This is a genomic window from Kosakonia sp. LAM2021 (assembly GCF_016620385.1).
In the GTDB taxonomy this organism is placed as follows: domain Bacteria; phylum Pseudomonadota; class Gammaproteobacteria; order Enterobacterales; family Enterobacteriaceae; genus Kosakonia; species Kosakonia sacchari.
The window spans coordinates 122,245-141,511 of the sequence record NZ_JAENHT010000003.1 but is presented as its reverse complement, the minus strand read 5'-3'; the positions used below and the strand labels follow the sequence as shown (position 1 = coordinate 141,511).

At 57.7% G+C, this 19,267-nt stretch carries 18 protein-coding genes; 6 read left to right on the top strand and 12 right to left on the bottom strand.

What is annotated here, in order from left to right; genetic code table 11:
* Positions 1–4: 4 nt before the first annotated feature.
* The 4 genes from JKP81_RS09415 to JKP81_RS09400 are packed head-to-tail and all read right to left on the bottom strand — an operon-like array spanning position 5 to position 5,050.
* Positions 5–1,036, bottom strand: a complete 1,032-nt coding sequence (locus JKP81_RS09415) for an iron chelate uptake ABC transporter family permease subunit (protein ID WP_200551534.1) — start codon at positions 1,034–1,036, stop codon at positions 5–7.
* Positions 1,026–2,012, bottom strand: a complete 987-nt coding sequence (locus JKP81_RS09410; RefSeq protein WP_200551533.1) for an iron ABC transporter permease — start codon at positions 2,010–2,012, stop codon at positions 1,026–1,028. Before JKP81_RS09410 ends, JKP81_RS09415 begins: the two co-directional genes overlap by 11 nt.
* Positions 2,009–2,917: an ABC transporter substrate-binding protein gene (locus tag JKP81_RS09405; protein WP_200551532.1), complete on the bottom strand. Its 909-nt coding sequence runs from the start codon at positions 2,915–2,917 to the stop codon at positions 2,009–2,011. Before JKP81_RS09405 ends, JKP81_RS09410 begins: the two co-directional genes overlap by 4 nt.
* A 36-nt stretch (positions 2,918–2,953) precedes the next feature.
* Positions 2,954–5,050 carry a TonB-dependent receptor gene (locus JKP81_RS09400; protein WP_370568874.1) on the bottom strand — a complete coding sequence of 699 codons (2,097 nt, stop codon included), beginning with the start codon at positions 5,048–5,050 and terminating at the stop codon, positions 2,954–2,956.
* 286 nt (positions 5,051–5,336) lie between these two features.
* On the opposite strand from JKP81_RS09400, the gene JKP81_RS09395 reads away from it, so the two are divergent.
* The 3 genes from JKP81_RS09395 to JKP81_RS09385 are packed head-to-tail and all read left to right on the top strand — an operon-like array spanning position 5,337 to position 7,604.
* On the top strand, positions 5,337–5,756 hold the full coding sequence (locus JKP81_RS09395) for a DUF2231 domain-containing protein (RefSeq protein WP_200551531.1): 420 nt from the start codon (positions 5,337–5,339) through the stop codon (positions 5,754–5,756).
* Positions 5,757–5,766: 10 nt separating this feature from the next.
* Positions 5,767–7,065, top strand: a complete 1,299-nt coding sequence (locus tag JKP81_RS09390; protein ID WP_200551530.1) for a sorbosone dehydrogenase family protein — start codon at positions 5,767–5,769, stop codon at positions 7,063–7,065.
* 59 nt (positions 7,066–7,124) lie between these two features.
* Positions 7,125–7,604, top strand: coding sequence for a tetratricopeptide repeat protein (locus tag JKP81_RS09385; RefSeq protein WP_200551529.1), 480 nt, complete (start codon positions 7,125–7,127; stop codon positions 7,602–7,604).
* Between the two features lie 37 nt (positions 7,605–7,641).
* On the opposite strand, the gene JKP81_RS09380 is transcribed toward JKP81_RS09385, so the two are convergent.
* The 3 genes from JKP81_RS09380 to JKP81_RS09370 are packed head-to-tail and all read right to left on the bottom strand — an operon-like array spanning position 7,642 to position 10,624.
* A complete protein-coding gene (locus tag JKP81_RS09380) occupies positions 7,642–8,430 on the bottom strand; it encodes an ABC transporter ATP-binding protein (RefSeq protein WP_200551528.1) in 789 nt (262 codons plus the stop codon).
* Positions 8,427–9,455, bottom strand: a complete 1,029-nt coding sequence (locus tag JKP81_RS09375; RefSeq protein WP_167579018.1) for an iron ABC transporter permease — start codon at positions 9,453–9,455, stop codon at positions 8,427–8,429. The genes JKP81_RS09380 and JKP81_RS09375 overlap by 4 nt, the downstream gene beginning before the upstream one ends.
* 50 nt (positions 9,456–9,505) lie before the next feature.
* Positions 9,506–10,624 (bottom strand): ABC transporter substrate-binding protein, encoded by a 1,119-nt coding sequence (locus JKP81_RS09370; protein WP_200551527.1) that lies wholly within the window; start codon positions 10,622–10,624, stop codon positions 9,506–9,508.
* Positions 10,625–10,841: 217 nt separating this feature from the next.
* Here JKP81_RS09370 and JKP81_RS09365 point away from each other — a divergent pair, with 217 nt between their 5' ends.
* Both JKP81_RS09365 and JKP81_RS09360 read left to right on the top strand, forming a co-directional pair.
* Complete coding sequence (locus JKP81_RS09365; RefSeq protein WP_200551526.1) at positions 10,842–11,267, top strand: hypothetical protein; 426 nt, start codon at positions 10,842–10,844, stop codon at positions 11,265–11,267.
* Between the two features lie 89 nt (positions 11,268–11,356).
* Positions 11,357–11,926 (top strand): hypothetical protein, encoded by a 570-nt coding sequence (locus tag JKP81_RS09360; protein WP_200551525.1) that lies wholly within the window; start codon positions 11,357–11,359, stop codon positions 11,924–11,926.
* Positions 11,927–11,999: 73 nt separating this feature from the next.
* Here the strand turns inward: JKP81_RS09360 and mtnA are convergent, their stop codons facing one another.
* Positions 12,000–13,022 carry an S-methyl-5-thioribose-1-phosphate isomerase gene (mtnA, locus tag JKP81_RS09355; RefSeq protein WP_200551524.1) on the bottom strand — a complete coding sequence of 341 codons (1,023 nt, stop codon included), beginning with the start codon at positions 13,020–13,022 and terminating at the stop codon, positions 12,000–12,002.
* 101 nt (positions 13,023–13,123) lie between these two features.
* On the opposite strand from mtnA, the gene mtnK reads away from it, so the two are divergent.
* On the top strand, positions 13,124–14,323 hold the full coding sequence (gene mtnK, locus JKP81_RS09350) for an S-methyl-5-thioribose kinase (protein WP_200551523.1): 1,200 nt from the start codon (positions 13,124–13,126) through the stop codon (positions 14,321–14,323).
* Between the two features lie 36 nt (positions 14,324–14,359).
* Here the strand turns inward: mtnK and JKP81_RS09345 are convergent, their stop codons facing one another.
* The 4 genes from JKP81_RS09345 to JKP81_RS09330 are packed head-to-tail and all read right to left on the bottom strand — an operon-like array spanning position 14,360 to position 19,191.
* Positions 14,360–15,604 carry an LVIVD repeat-containing protein gene (locus JKP81_RS09345; protein ID WP_200551522.1) on the bottom strand — a complete coding sequence of 415 codons (1,245 nt, stop codon included), beginning with the start codon at positions 15,602–15,604 and terminating at the stop codon, positions 14,360–14,362.
* A gap of 9 nt (positions 15,605–15,613) precedes the next feature.
* On the bottom strand, positions 15,614–16,678 hold the full coding sequence (locus JKP81_RS09340) for a sugar ABC transporter substrate-binding protein (RefSeq protein WP_200551521.1): 1,065 nt from the start codon (positions 16,676–16,678) through the stop codon (positions 15,614–15,616).
* A gap of 18 nt (positions 16,679–16,696) precedes the next feature.
* Entirely contained in the window at positions 16,697–17,692 is a 996-nt protein-coding gene (locus tag JKP81_RS09335) for an ABC transporter permease (protein ID WP_200551520.1), read from the bottom strand.
* The gene (locus JKP81_RS09330; protein WP_200551519.1) at positions 17,689–19,191 is read right to left on the bottom strand and encodes a sugar ABC transporter ATP-binding protein; all 1,503 of its coding nucleotides are present in this window, start codon (positions 19,189–19,191) and stop codon (positions 17,689–17,691) included. Before JKP81_RS09330 ends, JKP81_RS09335 begins: the two co-directional genes overlap by 4 nt.
* Positions 19,192–19,267: the final 76 nt, after the last annotated feature.

Sequence of the window (19,267 nt, the reverse complement as noted above, 5' to 3'; positions counted from 1 at the left end):
CTGATTACGTCCGCTGCCGGATCAGCAGCCACAAAAAGAACGGCGCACCGGCCAGCGCCACAAAAATCCCTGCCGGTAAATCAGCAGGCCGGAATAGCGTTCTGCCGAGCAGGTCGGCAATAACTACCATACTGCCAGCGCTACAGACGGTGACAAACGCCTGGCCGAAAAAGCCCTGACGCACCACAAGCCTTGCCAGGTGCGGCGCAATCAGCCCGACAAACGCCATCGCGCCTACTTGCGCAATCGCCCCGCCGGAGAGCACCACACAACTTAGCAGTAACAGCACCCGCAGCGGCTGCACCCGTACGCCAAGGCCGGTGGCCAGCGCGTCGTCCAGTTGCAGGGTTTTCAGATAGCGCGTCAGAAACAGCAGCACCGGCAACGCCCACACATACACCGCCAGCAGGCGCAGCACTTTATCCCAGGTGGCGGCATACACGCTGCCGCTCAACCATATCCATGCAGAAAAGGTGGTGGTCAGCGGGCTGAACACCAGCACCAGCGTCACTACCGCGCCCGCCAGGGCTGAAACGCCAACGCCGGTGAGGATCAGCCGCAAGGGTGTCAAACCGCTGCGCCACGACAGCAGAAAGATCAGCCCGACGGCGCAGGCCGCGCCGCCCATCGCCGCATACGGCAAGGGTGCGCTGCCATATTGCAGGCTGAAAAAGGAGAGCCACAGCAACGCCCCAGCGCTCGCCCCGGCGGTCACGCCGAGCGTATCCGGCGATGCCAGCGGGTTACGCACCAGCGTTTGCAGGATCAACCCGGCAAGCCCCAGCCCGCCGCCCGCCAGCATCGCCAGCGCCACGCGCGGCAGACGTAATTGATGCAGAATAAAGCTGTGCGCGCTGGTATCCGGCTGCACCAGCAGCCGAAGCATTTGCGCCAGCGAAATCTCCACATCGCCAGTGTTCAGTGCCACCAGCGCAATCAGCAAAGTCATCGCCGTACAGCCGAGTAATAGCGGGAGTAAACGCCGGGAGTAGTGGCGGGAAAATGGTCCACAGCGCAAAAGTTGACTATCCGGCATGGTTCCCCCTGCGTTGTGCCAGCAGGATAAAAAACGGCGCGCCCATCAGTGCGGTCATCACCCCGACCGGCAGCTCCTGGGGCAAAATAACCACCCGCGCGGCGATGTCGGCGGCCAGTAGCAGTAACGCGCCGAGCAGCGCGCAGGCCGGAAGCGTATAGCGCAGGTCGCTGCCAAATAACTGGCGCGCCATATGCGGCACCATCAGGCCGACAAAACCGACATTTCCCGCCAGCGCCACGGCGCAACCCGCCAGCCCCACTACCAGCATGCTCGCCAGCAGACGCACCAGCGCGATGTTCAACCCCAGCCCACGGGCAATCTCTTCTCCGGCGTTGAGCACGTTCATCTGCCCGGCGAAAAAGCAGGCGGCAACCACCAGCAGCGCACCGGGGAGCAGCATCGGGTACATGTGCTGCACGTCGTTGCCCGACAGGCTACCGGCCAGCCAGAACAACATGGTGTCGAGACTTTCCTGATCGATAACGAGAATGGCCTGGGTAAAGGCATTGCACAGCGCGGTGATCGCCACACCCGCCAGCACCAGCCGCAGCGGATTAAGCTGCCCGTTGCTGACTTTACTGGCAAACCACACCAGCGTTCCGGTGGCGCAGGCACCGCTAAACGCCAGCAGCAGCGTGACCCACGGATCGCCGATGGCGAAAAAACTACCCGCCAGCACAATCAGCAGCGCCGCCCCCGCATTGACACCAAACAGCCCCGGCGACGCCAGCGGGTTGCGGGTCAAGGCCTGCATCAACGCACCCGCCACGGCGAGAAACGCACCAACGCCAGCGGCCAGTAAAGTGCGCGGCAGGCGCGAGGTGCGAATAATAATATCCACCGCGCTGGTGGGATCGGCATGCAGCAGCGCCTGCGTCAGTTGGGTGAGCGAATAAAACCGCGCGCCGGTCATCATGCTGAGCAGCATCAATACTACCAGCAGCAAGCCGCAGAGCAGAAAACGCCCGCTCATACGCGCCCCCGGTTGAGTGCCTGTTCAACATCACGGAGGATCTGGTTGGCGCCAAGAATGCCGCCGGATAAGCTCCACGGCACGCTGTCCACTTCCCACAGTTGCCGCGCTTTCACCGCACGCAGTTGCTGCCATAACGGGTGTGCCGTCAGCGTGTGGTACTGGCGGGTGATGGCCGGGCTGTTAGCCCGCAGCAAGATAAAAAACAGATCGGCGTCCAGCAGCGGAATATTCTCCATGCTGGAAAAGCGCAACGACGCGCTGTGCGCCTGCAGGGCCTGGGCGTTCCAGGCAAATCCCACTTCGGACATCACCGAGCCGGGAAAGCTGTTCGCTACATAGCTGCGAATGTGGTCAGGACGCACTTCAATCACCGACACCTGCGGCGCACGCGGCCCGGCAAAACGCTGTTGCAGCAGGCTGCGCAGAGCTGCAATACGTGTATCCCAGCGCTGGAGCAGTTGCGCGGCGGCGTTTGTCAGGGCAAGTTTTTGCGCCACCACCGTCAGCGTTTTTTTGAATTCAAAGACATCATCCAGCAGCGTAACAGGGGCGATTTTCGCCATCAGCGGCGCGACATCCTGGTGGCGAAAACGGGAAGCGAAAATGATATCGGGTTGCAGCAGCGCGATTTTTTCCAGCGCGGGCTGCGTCTCCAGCCCCAGTTGCGGCACGCCGGAAAGCTGCGGTCGTAAATAGCGGTACACCGGTTTTTCCGCCCAGGATTCAACAATGCCGCAGGGCGTAACGCCCAGCGCGGCCAGGCTGTCGGTTGCCCCCTGAAACAGAGAAACCGCGCGTGGCACGCCGGGTTTGGCAAACAGTGCGGGTGAGACACTGCACAACAGTAGCGCCTGCAAGCTGCGTCGGCGCGAAAGAGAGAAAGCGCGTTCGTTTTTCATCATCTACTCAAACCGCCCCGCTAAACGGGGCGGTAACACTCAGAAATCGAGACTGTAGCCCAGCGTCGCGGTGCGACCCCGACCGGCGAAATAGCGATCCGGATCGACAGACGCGCTTTGCGAATAGTAGGTGATGTACTGTTTATTCAGCAGGTTAGAAACCCCAAGGCTCACCTGCCCGTACGGCAGCTTGTAGCCGACTGCCGCATCCACCAGCGCATAGCCGGAGAAGTCTTTTTCCGCGTCGTCGAATTTCTTGCTAAGCGCCCAGTTGGCTTGCAGGAAGGTGCTCAACTGCGCATTCCAGTTTGCCGACCAGCTGGCGATGATGCGATCCGGGGCGATGTTTAAACCATCGAGTTTCGCATCCAGGCTGCCGTTATCGTCGCTGTCATACCGGCCGCGCATGTGTGACCACGACACGGTGAATTTGTGATCGGCATTCGGGCTGTAACCGGCGCTCACTTCCACACCGTCAATCTCGGTCTTTTCGCGACGGGCGACAAACGCGTCGTTGACCAGCTCAACGCGACTGCCGAGCTTCGAGGTGGACTGGTAATAGCTGGCTTCGAAATCAAACGGCGCGTGTTGTACGCGAAAACCGATTTCGCTGTTTTTGGTGACGATCGGTTTCAGACCGTTGTAGTCATCCAGTTTAATGCCCGGCGTGTCGATGCCGCGCAACACGCGTCCGACATCCGGCACGGTAAACCCTTCGCTGTAGCTGGCGAACAGGCTTAACGGTTCAACCGGCGTCCAGACCACACCGGCGTTATATAGCGTCTGGTCGAACGATGGCGTGCCGCCTTGCACGGTTACCCGGTCGTTGGCCCACACGGTTTGATAACTGTCGATATTCAACCGGGCGTATTCATAGCGCACGCCGCCGCTTAATTTCACCGATTCAACTGGCGTGTATTCCAGTTGCAGGAACGGTGACAGATCGGTGTAGTTAATTTCCGGCACGTAGGTGCGCCCGGTGGCCCATAAATCCTGTTTCGAGTTATCAAACAGGGTATCGAAACCCACCGTCACTTTTATACGGTCATCCCAGAGATCGTCTTTGGTGAGCGCGATTTTGCTGCCGTATTTATCGGTATACGCACGGCTCTGATCGTACAACGTGCCAATGGGAGCAATGGCCGGATCCTGGAACGACGAGGAATTGGTCGCGCCGAACAGCGCTTCATAACGCTGATAATAGGCCAGCGCCGTCAGTTTCATGCCTGCCAGATTGTAATTATCGTAGGTAGCGCCGACCGTCCACACATCGTTGTGCGGCGCGCTACCCGGCGGGTTACCTTTCTTCGATGTGGTTAATACACCGTTATCGCGATCGCCTCGCACGCTGACATAGTTATCTTTGTTTTTCAGGCGATAACGGTTAAGGCTCAGCTGTACGCGCTGATCGTTATCCAGCCAGTAACCCACTTTCGCCAGCAGATCCCAGGCGCGGGAGTCCATCAAATCGCCCTGCGTGTTATCCACGCCAATCGCGTGGTTGTCGGCGTCTTTAAATAGCCCCTGATCTTCATAGCTCAGGGCGAACAGGTAATCGATGTACTCTTCGCTGCCATTGATGCTGTAGTTGGTTTTATAGGAAAGCGTATCGTGACTGAATTCCGCCGTGGGCGTGGTGGTTTCCACGCTGACGTGCTGGTTGACGGTGCCCGGTTTCGCGCGTTTGGTGATGATGTTGATCACCCCGCCCGTCGCGCCGACGCCGTTGCTGGCGTTCGCCCCTTTGATCACCTCAATGCGCTCGATCATCGAGGCGTCGATGGTGTGCATTTCGCGCCCGGTCGGGCGCAGCGGGTTTGATTGCGGTATGCCGTCAATCATTACCAGCGGCGTGCGCCCGCGCAGTGTTTCGCCACTGCCGGACATTTTCTGCCGTGACGGTGAAAACGACGGCAGCAGATTGCTGAGGATCTGCGAGGTATCGGAGGTGATTTGCCGCTGCTGGGCAATCTCTTTTTCGCTGATGACTTTGATGACCTGCGGGGAATCATTACGCGAACCGTCAGTGCGGGTGGCGGTTACAATCAGTTCATCATCACTATTTTTCGCGTCCTGCGCATAAAGTGGCGAGGCGAAAAGCAGAGCCATCGCGCCGTACAAAGGGGAAATTCTCATCTAAACAACCCTCAATTTTTATTATTCCCCACCGTTTGCGGGGATCATTCCGTAATAAAATCAAATGACACCAATAAGAAACATTTTGATATCGATTATCATTATCGATAAAAGAATGTAAAGTGAATATTTTCCAGGCGAAATTGAGACGCGCAGGAATAGCGCGACGTGAATGGAACAAACGCAACACATAAGCAAAATTAATTAAATTTTGTGTAAGCGGTCTACCCTTTAACAAGCAGATCCTGTGGCTTATCCCGCTTGTTTCCACCAAAAGGAAAGACCAATGCAAACACTCTCCGGGCCATCGCGCGCGACGCTTGCGCTTTATGAACTCTTTAACCCGCTGCCCACTGGCTTTTTTGTGGCGGCGTGGATCTTCGATATTCTGTACCTCAAAACCTTTCAAATCATGTGGACCGACGCGGCAAGCTGGCTTATCGCCATCGGTCTGTTGATTGCCATCCTTCCCCGGCTACTCAACCTTGTGCAGGTTTGGGTGACGCAGCGGCATAGCGTTACAAACGCAGAAAAAATCTATTTCTGGCTCTGGCTGGTGGCTATTGTGCTGGCGATTTTTAACGCCTTTGTGCACAGCCGGGATGCGTACGCGGTGGTGCCGCTTGGCGTGCTCCTCTCAACGGCGGTGGTGATTTTGCTGCTGATTGCCCATGTTCAACTCGCCCTGCGCACGCGTGTCCAGTAAGGAAAAAACCATGAATATGCCTAATCGCTTACTGACTGTTGCCTCACTCGCCGCCCTGCTCACCGCTTGCGATCAGGGTGCAAACGTAGACCCGATGAAGCAGGTTGGCCCGGAACCGGAGTTGCCAAAAGCGCAGAATTTCCTGTTACCGCCGATGCAGGTGCCGGAAGGCGTGGCGTGGAAAGCGGGAGAAACACCAAAAGTGCCAGCGGGGTTAAAAATTGAAAAAGTGGCGGATGGCTTGCTGCATCCGCGCCAGCTGTATGCGCTGCCGAATAACGACATTCTGGTCGCTGAAGCCAATGCTCCGGAAAAACCGACCACGCGCCCGAAACAGCTGATTATGGGCCTGGTGCAAAAAGCCTCCGGCAAAGGCGGCCCCGGCGGCAACCGCATCACGTTGTTGCGTAACGCTGGAGGAACATGGCAGAAACACACGTTTATTGAAAATCTGCACTCGCCGTTTGGTATGCAATTGATTGGTAATACCTTGTGGGTCGCCAACGCCGACAGCCTGGTGAAATTCCCGTATCAGCAAGGGGAAACCACCCTCAGCGCACCGGGAGAAACCGTCACCGAACTGCCCGGCGGGCCAATTAATCACCACTGGACAAAATCCCTGCTCGCCAGCCCTGACGGCAGCAAACTCTATGTAGGCGTGGGTTCCAACAGCAACATCACCGAAAACGGCATCGGCGCGGAATATCGCCGCGCGGCGGTGCTGGAAGTGGATGCCGCCACCGGCGCAAGCCGGATCTATGCAAGCGGGCTGCGTAACCCGACCGGGCTACAATGGGAGCCTGAAAGCGGTGCGTTATGGGCGATTGTCAACGAGCGCGACGAAATTGGTTCCGATCTGGTGCCGGACTACATGACATCGGTTAAAGAGAAGGGGTTTTACGGCTGGCCGTATAGCTACTTTGGGCAGCACGTGGACGAACGCGTTAAGCCGCCACGCCCGGACTTAGTGGCCCAGGCCATCAAGCCGGATTACGCGCTCAGCTCGCACGTCGCACCACTTGGCTTGTTGTTCTATACCGGCGACAACATGCCGCAGTATCGCGGCGGCGCGTTTATCAGCGAGCACGGAAGCTGGAACCGCACACCGCTCAATGGCTACCAGGTGGTGTGGGTGAAATTTGAGAATGGTAAACCGGTTGGGCAACCGCAGCCGGTGGTGACCGGTTTTCTTACCGATGACCAGAAACAGGTGCGCGGGCTACCGGTCGGGCTGGCGATGGATAAACAAGGCGGCGTGCTGATTGCCGACGATGCCGGTAACGCCATCTGGCGAATCAGCGCACGCTAATCTTGTCGCTGCCTGTTGCCTGCTTTATAACGTTCAGACACGCTTAACGGATGAAAACGATGGATAGCAGATTGCAGGCAGCGATTGCGCTGCGCAAACAGGGTCAACACGATAAAAGTCGTCAGGCGCTGCAAGCGCTGGCAGAAGAGCCTGCGCTGCGTGCACAGGCGTTGCTCAATATCGCCTGGTCGTATGATAACGAAGGTAAAGAGCGCGACGCCGAGCCTCATTACCTGGCGGCGCTTGAGGCCGGATTACGCGGTGAAGACAAGTTCGAAGCGCAGTTTGGTCTGGCGTCAACGTGGCGCTGTCTGGGCAAATATGCGCAGGCGAAAACGCTGTTTGAGGAGATCATGGCAAGCTGGCCGCAGGCCACAGAAGTGCGGCCTTTTTATGCCCTGTGTTTGCATAATCTTGGCGAACACGACGCCGCCATTGCCGCGCTGCTGACGTCGATTATCCAGCATCCCGACGCCCGCACCGAACCCTACAAAGCGGTGCTGCAGCATTACGCGCAGCACCCGCATCAACGCTGGTGACGGTTTACCTTTTGCCGCAGTGGACGACGCGTTGAGGCTAGCTTGCCTGATGGGTTAACCCGTCAATAATCACCTGCTTCATCCCTTGCGAGCAGGGTTCCACGCGCCCGCGCACACCGTACACCTGCGCCAGGCTTTCCGGCGTTATCACCTCTCCCGGCACGCCGTTCGCCACCAGTTCGCCTTGTTTGAGGATCAACACATGGTCGCCGTGGCGCAGCGCGATATTGATATCGTGTACCACCACTACGGTGACGATATTACGGTTGCGCGTTTCCCGCTTCACCAGATCCATCACGTGGAACTGGTAGTTCAGATCCAGCGCGCTGAGCGGCTCATCGAGCAACAGCAGTGAAGGCTGGCGAATCAATGATTGTGCCAGCCCGACTAACTGCTTCTGCCCGCCGGAGAGCTGGTCGAGGTAGTGCAGCGCCAGATGTTCAATACCGAGCTGGCGCAATAGCGACATCACTTCGGCCTGCTTTGCCGCGCTGTGTAAACCGCCGGAAGCCCGCTGCGCGACGATAATTGACTCCAGCACATGCAGATGAACGCCCGCCGGCAGCGATTGCGGCAGGTAAACCACTTGCTCCGCGCGTCTGGCAAATGGCTGGCTGAGTAGGTCGTCGCCATCCAGCAGCAATTCCCCTTGCGCCTTGTTCAGCCCGGCCATCGCCCGCAGCAACGTTGATTTGCCGCTGCCGTTTGGCCCAAGCAGGATTGTCACTTTGCCGCGCGGCAGATGGGCAATATTGAGATCGCGAATGATCTGCCGCTTGTGATACCCCGCGCCAAACCCGCGCAGGCTCAGGCCGCTCTGGCTCATACACTCCCCCGATGGCGCACAATGATGGTGATAAAAAACGGCACGCCAACCAGCGAAGTGACAATGCCCACCGGAATAATCACGCCATCGATCAGGTTCTTGGAAACAATAGAGGCCAGCGACAACACCAGCGCGCCAATCAACGCGCTACCGGGCAGATAAAAACGGTGATCCTCGCCAAACACCATGCGGGCGATATGCGGAGCGACCAGCCCGATAAAACCGATCGGGCCAACAAACGCCACCGACAGCGCCGACAAAATACTGATGCGCAACAGCGTCGCCAGCCGCAGGCGACGCACGTTGATGCCAAAACTTATCGCCCGGTCTTCGCCGAGGCGCAGCGACGTCAGCTTCCACGAGCTGAGCATCGACAGCGGCATGATCACCGCCAGCGCCAGCAGCAAAATGCCGAGTTTCTCCCACGACGCGCGAGCAATGCTGCCCATGGTCCAGAACACCAGCCCCTGCAGCGTGTCTTCGTTGGCGATAAATTGCAGCATCGACACCAGCGCGTTAAAGGTAAACACCAGCGCGATACCAAACAGCACAACGCCGGAGGTCGCCACCTGCGTCCAGCGGGTGATGCCGTCCAGCAACAGCGCCGCCAGCAGCGCGAAGAGAAACGCGTTCGCCGAGATAAACCACTGCGCCGGAACGCCGGGAATGCCGATACCAAGCACAATCGCTAATGCCGCGCCAAACGCCGCCGCCGACGACACGCCCAGCGTAAACGGGCTCGCCAGCGGGTTGTTGAGGATGGTCTGCATCTCCGCGCCCGCCAGCCCCAGTGTCAGCCCAACAATGATCGCCATCAACGCGTACGGCATGCGGATATCCCAGACAATCACCCGCGTTCCGGCATCGGCGCTCGCCGGGTCGACCAGCGTTTGCCACAGCGTCTCCAGCGGCAAGCCGGAGGGGCCAAGAGTGAAATCCAGCAGCATCGCCGCAGCGATGAATACCACCAGCAGCGCCAGCAAACTGACGCGGCGGCGAAGGATCACGCGGTAGTTGAGCATCAGGCTGTCCGCAGCCGTGTCCGGCCTCTGCTCGCTTGTTTCCAGCGTGGTACTCATTTGCCCTGCTGCCAGCTATAGACGAAGTGGTTATCCGGCAGTTTGGTGAAATTTTTGATGATGTGATGGTAGGTGGCATCCGGGTTCAAATCCGCAAACGCCTGCGGATAGATATCTTTCGCCAGATATTCCATGCCGACAATGTTGTACGGATGGTTATAGAAGTGGTGGTAAACGCCATACACACGTTTGGCGCTGACCGCCGGGATCTGCGCGACACCCGTGCGTTGCAGCAGCACCTGCGCCTGGTTGTTCACCTCACTTTGCGACACATTCAGACCGAGCGGCAGCACCTGGCTGTTGCCCCGTTTTGAGCCGGTCATGATATAGACATCCGGGTTGACGCTGATGATTTTCTCCAGCGAGATAAACCCGGTTGCGCCCGGCAGCAGTTCCGAGCCGAGGTTCTTCGCGCCGACCGCTTCAACCAGCCCGCCCCAACCGCTGTGTCCGTGGGTAAAGCAGCAGCTATCCGCGTTACCGGCCAGCGCTTCGACGAATACCTTCGGTTTCGGGTTGATAGCGGCGGTTTTCTGCTCAATTGCCGCCAGTCGCTGACGATAATACGCGGTGTAGGCCGCCGCGTTGCTTTCGCGGTTAATCACTTTACCCAGCAGATCGATACTCGGTGCGGTATCTTTTGCCGGGTTCACTTCATAATCAACAAACACCACCGGAATGTGCAACGCGGTCAGTTTAGCCAGCACGCCGCTATCGGCCAGCGCCGGTTTCGCGCGCAGTTGGGCTATCATCAGATCCGGCTGTTTTGCCAGCACACTTTCCAGATCAACATTGCCTTTATCGCTAAAGCCCATGTCCATAATGCGGGTCGCTTCCGGCCACTGGGTTTTCAGCATTTCCCAGGTGGCAATATCCTGTTTTTTCGCCAGGTTGTTCCATGCCACCAGCCGTTTAAACGGGTTGTCGCGATCCAGCAGCGCCATCGTCATGATGTCGCGCCCGTCCTGCAAAATAATGCGTTGCGGCTCGTGTTCGATGGTCACGTTGCGGCCATCGAAATCGGTAACGGTGAGTGGATATTGCGTGGCGTGTGCCAGCATAGGAACAGCGAGTAAAGCGGAGAGCGCGAGCGTAAAGATTGATTTCCCTTGCATAAAAAAACAACCCTGCTGATAGTCAGATATTAATGATTTTGATAATTATTATCATGTCAAATTAAACGAAACATATACAACATCAAAAAATATGCTGACCGCAACCCCACGTTAACATCCTGATTCGTTTTCTCTTTTGCTGACATCGTTTCTTACGGATTTTCACCGGCCTGATGAATTACCTTCGTGCTTTGCCAAAAACCTGCGGAAACCGCCGATGAAATACTCCCTGCTTCTCTTGCTGATAACCTTTATCTCCAGCGTGCGGGCTGATGATGCCGTCAAACTTCACTGCCCGACACGCGGCAACCTGACGGTCTCTTTTTTTAACTACAACCTGATAACTATGAAGTGGAGCGACCATTTCCAGGTCGCGGCGGGCAAAGAGCGCAGCAAAACCAAAGCGGGCGTGCCATTCTGGAGCACCACGTTTGGCAACGGCGACAACTTAGCCTTTTTCCCGGATTCCGGTCAGTACTATCTGTTTTATGCCGGCGCGAATGCGCCTGAGCAGTGCAGCGAGCTGGGTAGTTTTGTCTATCCGGTGATCACGCCGCCGCGCTATGACAAAAACGCCGCGACGCCGCAAAGCCAGGCCAGCACCCTAGATAAGGATGTTATCTTGCTGCATCCGGCAACATAAATTCCCCCTACCCAATTCTGTAGCCTCCCTTTGTGGCACGCCGCAAGGCGTGTATGCTGCCCCGGCGCTAACGCTTACAGGGAGCAACCATGCAAAAGGTTATTGTGCTGCTTTTTATCGTGCTGCTGGGTGGCTGCACGACGACGACCCCGATGCCGAAATGGGACAAAATCACTGAACTTGAAGTGCGCCAGGATCGCATCACCGCCTATTCCAGCCATTACGCCTACAACTTCATCCGTAACGATCCGCATGCTGATGCCTACGCCCGCTACGCAGAGTTTTATCAGGAGTTTGCCAGTCATGTTCCCGGCGTTGCCGTGAACTTTGTGGTGAAAGATGAAAAAGTGACGGCTGAGTACAAAGCGCTGGTTGATGCCTCAGGCCTCAGTGCCGCGCAAATTGAGCGCCTGCGTTATCACTATGGCGCAAACATTATTGAGCCGAATAAGAAGCTGGCGGTAACCTTCAGAGCGCAGGGGGATGTGGTCTATATTCTGCAACACCCGCCCGGCCCCGACACCCGCGTGCTGGAAAAACCGGTGACCGTGACAATTAACGACACCACCGAACAGAATGTCTCATGGGTGGCACCCTTACTGATCCCCGCGTTTCCGTTAATTATGATCTACGGCTGCGCCACCGGGCCCTGTGTGTGATCGGCACGGTTGATCACATAAGTCACCGCCATCTGACAAGCAGACGGCGGTATTGACGCCTGTCGGTTTACGCTTAGCGTGGCTGGAATATCCCGCCAGCCACATCGGCAGGCGTCACCACGCCGCTGTCCAGCACCCAGCCACTGATAAGTGCCGCCGGTGTGACATCAAACGCCGGGTTGTAAACACGCGCGTTTTCCGGCGCCCAGTTTACCGCGCCAAAACTCCCGGCCACGCCGGTCACTTCTGCGGCAGCGCGCTGCTCAATAGGAATGGCATCCCCGTTCGGGCAGTGCGGGTCGAGCGTCGTTTGCGGCGCAGCCACATAAAACGGCACGTGGTGGAATTTCGCCAGCACCGCCAGCGAGTAAGTGCCGATTTTGTTCGCCACATCACCATTGGCGGCAATGCGATCCGCGCCCACCCATACCGCATCCACCTGCCCTTTCGCCATCAGGCTGGCGGCCATTGAATCGGTAATTAACTGATACGGCACGCCTAGCTCGCCCAGTTCCCAGGCGGTCAAACGCCCGCCCTGCAACAGAGGACGGGTTTCATCCACCCACACATTGGTAATTTTTCCCTGCTGATGCGCCCGCGCAATAACACCCAGCGCGGTGCCGACGCCCGCTGTCGCCAGCCCGCCGGTATTGCAATGGGTCAGCAAGCGGCTGCCCGGCGTCACCAGTGCGCTACCGGCCACCGCAATGTTGTCGCACAACTGTTTATCTTCTTCGATAAGCCGCAGCGCTTCGGCAGTTAACGCCGCCACAACGTGCTCCTGCGTAAGCGCCTGTTTCATGCGATCGAGGTTATTCATCAGGTTCACCGCCGTCGGGCGCGCGGCGCGCAGCGTTCCCAGCGCCTTCGCCAGTTGGTCGCGGTTGGCGCCCTGCTCTGCCAGCAGCGCCAGTAACAAGCTCGCAGAAAGGCCAATCAACGGTGCTCCGCGCACGCGCAGGGCATGAATATGACCGACAAGTTCTTCTACCGTACTGGCCGGTAGCCACTGTTTCTGCTGCGGTAAGGCCTGTTGGTCGAGAATATATAATTGATTGTCGGCGACTCGCAGGCTGGTGGTCTGTAATGGCTGCATTGCGTTAAATCCCTGTTGCGTTGTTGTAGCGTATTGTGTCAGGATGAATTCCGGATGTATAGACGTCTAAATGGCTTTATTAGCAAAAGAGGATCGAGGCAATGTCGCAATACCGTACCTTCTCCGCCCGCGATGCCGTGGCGTATGCACAACAATTTGGCGGCCTGGACAACCCGTCCGAACTGGTGGACGCACAGGAGGTGGGCGATGGTAACCTCAATCTGGTGTTCAAAATTTTCGATACCCAGGGCGTGAGCCGCATCATCGTTAAACAGGCACTGCCCTATGTGCGCTGCGTCGGTGAGTCCTGGCCGTTAACGCTGGATCGCGCCCGGCTAGAGGCGCAAACGCTGGTGGAACACTACCAGCATAGCCCGCAGCACACGGTGAAAATCCACCACTTCGACCCGGAGCTGGCGGTGATGGTGATGGAAGATCTCTCCGATCATAAAATCTGGCGCGGCGAATTGATAAACAACGTCTCTTACCCGCAAGCCGCTGCGCAACTGGGTGAATACCTGGCGCAGGTGCTGTTTCACACCAGCGATTTTTATCTGCATCCGCATGCCAAAAAAGCGCAGGTCGCGCAGTTCATCAACCCGGAAATGTGCGAAATCACTGAAGATCTGTTTTTCAACGATCCCTACCAGGTTCATGAGCGCAACAACTATCCGGCTGCGCTGGAAGCGGAAGTCACCGCCCTGCGCGATGACGCACAACTTAAACTGGCGGTCGCGGCGCTTAAACACCGCTTCTTCTCCCACGCCGAAGCGCTGTTGCACGGCGATATTCACAGCGGCTCGATTTTTGTCGCCGAGGGTCGCCTGAAAGCGATTGACGCCGAGTTTGGTTACTTTGGCCCCATCGGTTTTGATATCGGCACCGCCATCGGCAACCTGCTGCTCAACTACTGCGGTTTGCCGGGGCATCTGGGCATTCGCGATGCGGCCAGCGCGCGTGAACAGCGTCTGGCCGATATTCAAACCTTATGGACCACCTTCGCCGAGCGCTTTCAGGCGCTAGCGAGCGAGAAAACCCGCGACGCAGCGCTAGCACAACCGGGCTATGCCAGCGCTTTCCTGAAAAAAGTATGGACCGACGCGATCGGTTTTTGCGGCACCGAGCTCATTCGCCGCAGCGTCGGACTTTCGCACGTCGCCGATATCGACACCATCAACGATGAAGCGATGCGCCACGCCTGCCTGCGCCACGCCATCACGCTCGGTAAAGCGCTGATTGTCATCGCCGAGCGCATTGAGAACGTCGATGAGCTGATTGCCCGCGTGCGCCAGTACAGCTAACGCAGCCCTCTCCCCCTGTCGGGGGAGAGGGCCTCACTACCCCAGATACTCAATCACCGACAGCCCGCCGTTGTAATCGGTGCTGTAGATAATCCCGTTCGCATCAACAAACACATCGCAAGACTGAATAACGCGCGGGCGTGCAGGCCGCGTATCCATCATCTTCGCTGGCGCGGCAGGCACCAGCGCGCCGGTTTCCACCGGACGATATGGGTTAGAAATATCGTAAGCCCGCACGCCCGCGTTCTGGTAAGTGGCGAAAATCAGTGTCGAACTGATAAAGCTGCCGGGGCGGTTTTCGTGCAGGTTGTGCGGCCCGAAATGCGCCCCTTTCGCCACATAATCGGTTTCGTCCGGCTGCGGAAAGGTGGAGATGCTTACCGGGTTTGACGGCTCACGAATATCAAACAGCCAGATCAGTTTCTCTCCATCTTCCTGATTGTCGAGCACCGCTTCATCCAGCACCACCAGCAAGTCCCTGTCCGGCAGTGGCAGCGCGGTGTGCGTGCCGCCGCCAAACGGCGGGCTCCAGTTGCGGTGGCTGATCAGCTTTGGCTGCGTTCTGTCTTTCACATCCAGCAGCGTTAAACCGCCATCGCGCCAGCTACCGTACGCCGTATCCCCGGCGATAATCGCGTGGTGTAGCGCATAGCGTTTGCCTTCCGGCCACGCTGGCGTTTCCCCTGCGGCCTGGTTCATACCCGGTAGCCACCAGCGCCCGGCAACCTGCGGTTTGCGCGGATCGGCCAGATCAATGGTCAGGAAGATGTAGTCGGTAAAACCGTCGATCAGCGCCGAGACATACGCCCAACGCCCGCCTACATACCAGATGCGATGAATGCCGATGCCGTTGAGCGACAGGAAGCTGATTTCATGCGGTTTATCGGGCGTGGAGATATCAAAAATACGCAGCCCGGCGCTCCAGCCTTTATCCTGCACATCGCTAACCGTCTCGCCGACCGAACGGGTGTAATAGACCTTTTCATCGGCAAACCGCGCATCGGCGAACAGATCGCGGGCGTTGATCACCAGCAACAAGTCGTCGTGGGCTTGCAGATGCACATTCCAGGTGCCCGGCGGTGCCGGTACGTAACCGGCGGCTTTCGGTTTTTTCGGATCGCGCACATCCACAATCGAAAAACCCTGCGATACCATATGCCCGATATAGGCAAAGCCGCGATGCACCATCAGTTGCACGCCATCCGGGCGACCGCCCTGATCGCTGTGGCCAATCAGCCGCATATTGCGGCTGTATTCGGGACGCGGTAACTCACTCGCCATGTCCGTTCCTTACTTGTTTTTCGCTTCCAGCGTGGCGAACCACGGCGCGATAAAATCTTCCGTCTGGCCCCAGCCCGGGATGATTTTGCCAAGCGACGCCACGTTCACCGCGCCCGGCTGGCTTGCCAGCAGCGCTTGCGGAATAGCAGCGGCTTTAAAGTCATACGTCGCTGGCGTCTGTTCACCGGCAATTTTGTTGGCAATCAGGCGCACATTAGTGGCACCAATCAGTTTCGGATCCACCGCCACGCTCACTTTCCACGGGCTGCCCGACTCGCGCATCAGTTGCAGATCCTGGTTGGAAACGTCGATGCTGTAGAGTTTGATCTCGGTGCGACCGTTCTCTTTCAGCGCTTTATACGCGCCCTGGCTGAACGCATCCCAGGTGCCCCAAATCGCATCAATCTGCCCTTTCGGGTACTTCGCCAGCACCGCGCCCACTTTGTTAGCCGTGTCGCCCTGCACATCAGAAGAGACCGCGCCAATCGACTCCAGCTCTTTGATGCCAGGGTTGGCTTTCAGCAACTCGGCGTAGGCGGCCTGACGGCGCTCCATCGGCGGGAAACCGGCAACCCACAATTTGATAATGTTGGCTTTGCCGTTGAAATCTTTCACCAGCTCGCCAAAGGAGAGTTTGGTCAGCGAGGCGTCATCCTGCTGCGTAACCGTCACCCCCGGAATGTCACCGTTGACGGCGGTATCAAACACCGCCACTTTGATGCCCGCAGCAACGGCTTTTTTAATCAGATCGGTGGAGTACGGATCGCGCCCCTGCGACAGAATAATGCCGTCATACTTCTGGCTTATCGCCTGGTTAACGAAGTCCTGGAATTTGGCATCATCGCCGTTGCTCAAAAAGGTGCTGATTTTAAAGCCGAGCTTTTTGCCTTCCTGCAACGCACCGGAGACAAACTGCGTGGTGTTATCGTCCGAACCAAGGTTGCGGATAAGCGCAATGCGTATCGGCCCGTGATGGTTAGCAATGGCGTCCGGCACCGGCGCAGGTGTGGTGGCGTGGCCTGGCAGCGCGCTCAGTAAGCCCAGCGCCAGCAGTGAGAGTGCAATTTTTTTCATCTGTTTTCCCCTGGATAATTAACGACGCTGGAAGTAAGTCAACGCAAGAGCACCGGCCAGCACCAGCCCCTTAATAATGTCCATCGCGTAATAGGGCACGGAGAGCATCACCAGCCCGTTTTGCAGTACGCCGAGAATAACCGCCCCTACCAGCGTGCCGAGCGCATTCGGTTTGCCGGAACCGGCGAGCGAAAAACCGATCCACGCCGCCGCTACCGCATCCATCAAATAACCGCCGCCGGCGTTGACCTGCGAAGAGCCAATGCGTGACGCCAGCAGAATGCCGCCAAGCCCGGCGAGCAGCGAAGCAATCACATACGCCGCCACTTTGTAGCGGGTGGTGCGAATGCCGGAAAGACGCGCCGCTTCCAGGTTACCGCCAATGGCATACATGCGGCGACCGTGGGTGGTCAGCGACAAACCCAACTGCGCAACCACTGTCACCACCAGCATAATGACCACAATGGTTGGCACCTGACCGAGCAGGCCAAACGCCGCCGGAATGGTGCCTTCTGCCATATCCCCGCTCGGCAACACCATATTTTCGGTAATCGAGCCGCCATAGCTGTAGGTCATCGCCACGCCCTGAATCACAAACAGGCTGCCGAGCGTTGCCAGCATGTCCGGGATGCGCAGCACCACAATCAAAAAGGCGTTAAACAAGCCCACCAGCGTACAGAGTGCCAGTGTGATAATGATCGCTTCGGTGGTGCCAACGCCGTGCCAGACAAACAGCGAAATCACCAGCGCGTTCGCCAGTGAAGCGGTGGAGCCGACCGAGAGATCAAACCCGCCGATGGTCAGCGAAATGGAGACGCCAATCGCAATCACCGTAACGATGGCGATCGAGCGCAAAATGTTGATGATGTTGAACGGATCGAGGAAGTTGTCCGACGCCACGCCGAAAATGGCGACAAGCGCGACCACGGTAAGCAACATGCCCCATTTATAGAGAAAATCAAAAAACTGCTGGCGGGACGTTACCGCCGCATTGACTGAAAGGGCCTTACTCACGGCGCCGTTCCTCCGGTGGAATAATAAAGAAGCGTCTCTTCGCGGGCATCCTCGCCCTGCACTTCCGCCACAATGCGCCCATCCCACAGCACACAAATCCGGTCACACAACCCCACCAGTTCGGCGAATTCACCCGAGGCGTAAATCACCCCTTTGCCTTCGCGCGCCAGGCCATCAATCAACTGGAACAGGTCGGTTTTCGCTTTCACGTCCACGCCTTTGGTCGGCTCATCGAAAATCACCACATTGGCGTGACCGCGCAGCCATTTGCCAATCGCTACTTTCTGCTGGTTGCCGCCGGAAAGACGGCGCAGCGTCTGCCCCGGCCCGCTGGTGCGCACGCCGACGCGGGCAATCACTTCCTGCGCCCAGCGCCAGGCCTGGCGATGCGCAAAAAATCCCCAGCGCGAGAAACTATTATCCGCGCTGATCGACAAATTCATGCTCACCGGCTCTTCAATAAAGATGCCCTCTTTGCGCCGCTCTTCCGGCACCAGCGCCAGCCCGCGCATCACGGAATCGGCCGGATCGCGCGGCCGCCACGGTTGGTTATTCAGCTCGCCACGGTTGATTCGGCTTTTACTCGCACCGAACAGCGCTTTACACAGCTCGGTTTTCCCCGCACCCGCCAGACCAGCAATGCCGAGAATTTCCCCTTTGCGCAGGCGCAGCGAGATATCTTTCAGCAGCCCCTCGTCGTGCAAACCGTCAATGCTTAACAGCACCTCTTCGCTGTGCGGCGGGCGCGCAGGCGGGTAGATGTCGCTCAGCTCATGACCGAGCATTTTCTCGACAATCTCTTCGCCGCTCAGCTCACGCATTGGGCCGGATTCAATTAATTTGCCGTCGCGCAGCACCGTTAAGGTGTCGCAAATCGCTTTAAGTTCATGGATGCGGTGCGAGATAAACACCACGCCAATACCCTGCTGTTGCAGGCGTTTAACCACGGTGAATAAGCGCTCACTTTCGTGCTGGTCGAGCGGCGCGGTAGGCTCATCAAGAATTAAAAAACGGCAGTGATGCGAAAGCGCGCGTGCCAGCAAAATCTGCTGCTTTTCTGCCAGCGTGCAGCTATCAATCGAGCGTTTCACCTCAAGCTCAACGTCCAGTTGCGCCAGCGCTTCGCGCGCACGGTGGCGGATCTCGCCCCAGCGGTAGCGGTGCCCGGCGTCCGCCAGCGTATCGAGCATGATGTTCTCGGCAATGCTTAAACCGGGGATCAGCGCCACATCGACTTCCTGCTGCACCAGATGAATGCCGAACTGTTTGGCATCACGCGGGGTGCGAATCGACACCGCCTGGTTGTTGATGGCAATTTCCCCTTCGTAATGGTCATACGTGCCGCACAGCACCGCCATCAGCGTCGATTTCCCCGCGCCGTTCGCACCGGTTAAGGCATGCACCGAACCGCCGCGCAGGGTGAAATCCACATGCGACAGCGCTTTAAAGCCGCTAAAGGCCAGGCTAATGCCGCGCATTTCGAGGTGGTTGCTGCTCATTCGCACGGTGTTCCTGCAATTAATAGGTTGATTTAACGAATTTTTCACAGCCTCGCTTGACTGGCAACGACAGAAA